This window comes from Methylicorpusculum sp., from assembly GCF_030651835.1.
GTDB lineage: Bacteria > Pseudomonadota > Gammaproteobacteria > Methylococcales > Methylomonadaceae > Methylicorpusculum.
Window position 1 is genome coordinate 1 of sequence record NZ_JAUSBX010000108.1, and the last position, 2292, is coordinate 2292.

3 protein-coding genes are annotated in these 2292 nt (G+C 45.5%); 2 read left to right on the forward strand and 1 reads right to left on the reverse strand.

Going from position 1 to position 2292, the window contains the following annotated elements; genetic code table 11:
- The first annotated feature begins 141 nt into the window (after positions 1–141).
- Positions 142–327 (forward strand): hypothetical protein, encoded by a 186-nt coding sequence (locus tag Q7V32_RS14220; protein ID WP_304897647.1) that lies wholly within the window; start codon positions 142–144, stop codon positions 325–327.
- Here Q7V32_RS14220 and Q7V32_RS14225 read toward each other — a convergent pair.
- On the reverse strand, positions 309–635 hold the full coding sequence (locus Q7V32_RS14225; RefSeq protein WP_304897648.1) for a hypothetical protein: 327 nt from the start codon (positions 633–635) through the stop codon (positions 309–311). The two genes, Q7V32_RS14220 and Q7V32_RS14225, sit on opposite strands and share 19 nt — an antisense overlap.
- A 1095-nt stretch (positions 636–1730) precedes the next feature.
- On the opposite strand from Q7V32_RS14225, the gene Q7V32_RS14230 reads away from it, so the two are divergent.
- Positions 1731–1907 (forward strand): hypothetical protein, encoded by a 177-nt coding sequence (locus tag Q7V32_RS14230; RefSeq protein ID WP_304897649.1) that lies wholly within the window; start codon positions 1731–1733, stop codon positions 1905–1907.
- Positions 1908–2292 lie beyond the last annotated feature (385 nt).

Sequence of the window (2292 nt, forward strand, 5' to 3'; positions counted from 1 at the left end):
GCGTCTATGAAAAGGGCGTTAAATTAGCCGCTGATCAGGTCCGTGAACTTGAGGCAAGACTGCAGCGGTCAACGGCTTTGAAATGGTGGGACATTACCATCTCGCCAAAAATGGTATTTTGAGAAACGCATCATCCCTAAAGTGAAATTGAACGTGGATTTCAGTGATCTGTACAAAAACGTAGAAATAATGGGAGCCGAGTTGGTTGAGATCGATCTCAATCTTTCGGATGAGAAAATCTCAGCCAGTTGTGCAGGCGAAGATTTAAGCGAAAATCCGATGGATGGTACCGGCCAGAAGAAACATACTCAGAACAAATCAACATAACACTGGGAGGATGTTTCCGTAACGGTCGCCCATTCGCTCTGCAGGCTCTTGAATATTCTGTCCACGAACTTTTCATCCTCAGCGGCTTGATGGCCAACATAGCCGGTGCCTTGCCTGAAGGTTTCATAACGCAAAAGCAAATCCGGGTTTGTTTGGTCAAATCCGACAGGAATCCGTTCGCTTGGCATTGGCGTCAAGGCCACGTCACCATTTCTGGAAACCCAAAGGACATGATGACCGATGGTATCGTCGCAAGCAGAAAATATGGCTTTTAGCTGTTGTCTTGTTGGGTTGTGGTTGAGGTTCATGGGTTGTCCTGGCCGAAATCAGTGTATCCAACAATCTTCGCACAAAACCAAAAGAAATAAGGGCTATTTGCATTCTGGGGTTGGAAATCAGAACGATTCATGTTTTTTAATAGCTCAGTTTTGTGCAAAACATAGTTGGACCGTTGATGAGCGCGATAGCTTGTTATGTGCAATAGTTGGTTGGGCTGTCAATGCTCGTTAACGGCCAATAACCGGCAAGTCGAGGTCATTTCCAATTTCAAGTTTTTGGGGCATCCTGTGCCTAATTGGGTGTCCGGTATTCGGCGAGCAAATTGGCAATATCACTGAGTCACTACCCCAGACTACTTCTGCGAACCCAGCAACGGCTTATTATTAACCAACAATGAGAAATCCCCCGGCTTTGCCGGCCGGGGAGACAGGCAAGGTTCGACATTTTGAGGAGTCCACCAGGACACTCCAGAGCTTGAGCCTCCAAGCACACGATAGAGGAGGATCTGATGGACGAAAATGAGTGCTTAGCTACCGTATAGATAAACTCCGATCACCAGTCACTTTCAGTAAGTCTGCAATTGCTCTATTCAGTCTACGGCACTATCATGCAATCAATTATCTAAAAAAGGAGCAATAGTTGGCCATCACAGATTCAATAACAAGCTCCCGTACCCACGTAATAAAACTAGTCGCCACGCAGCGTCAACTGAGGGCCGCTATTCGCATTTTTTTCTCGGGCGAGGACGGGCTGGCAGTTCATACGGTTGCCTCCGCCGCTTAACGCTTGATTGCAGACTTAAAACAGAAATTTGGAAGAAACGAGGCTGCGGATTATTTTCTTACATCAATCTTTTACGTAGTGCGTGACTACCGGAGCGATACTCTGCCCAAGCAATTTACAAATAACCCAGAGGCAATGAAGTGGATTCTTGATATAGCGGAGCAATTGCCAATAACGAAATCAAAGAGCTATGAAGAGGTGAGTGCATTTATATCGTCCGATGCAGCAAGCGAATGGTGGTCTAAGCGAAATCGTGTAGCTAACTTCCCAAAGCACGCTGATAGGGACGCTCGAGATCATATCTTGCTTGACCGGACGAGATTGACAATCTGAATTTGCTAATGCTTGCCCTTAGCTCGTACTGCGACCTTGTCAAGGATGATCTTGGTGAGGAAGGTTTGATTCTGTGGGTTTACTTCAACGTATTTACTGGCACGGCGGAGCAACTGCCTGATCGCTATCTTGAAATGGGAAAGATGCTGGATGAGCTTAGCGAGGCTGATCGACTCAGTTTTTGATCCGCCGTCCTCACCGAACTGAGAAGAGATGGCGCTCAATCAACATTTCAATTCGGTGGTCTCCCATTCCTTTGGTTGCGATTCTGAGTTATAAGCTATTTGTTAGGCATTATTAAACAAATTGGTGTTTGGCACGCGAACTCTTCAGAATAATCACAGTTTCATAGCGAGGAAGGAACATTGACGGAATTATTGTTTTTTATTACAACCATATTCGTTGCTTTCGTAACTTACGTAGGAATTTCCAGCAATTCTCATTTTAAAACCCTACCCGGAGTCAGGAATTGTGCCGTTGAGTCCTTTCAGCATAAACCGCATCAAATGATCCCAGTCATCGAATGGAAGATACTGCATTAAAGCGCGAAGATGTTCAAAAAAAGTCCGC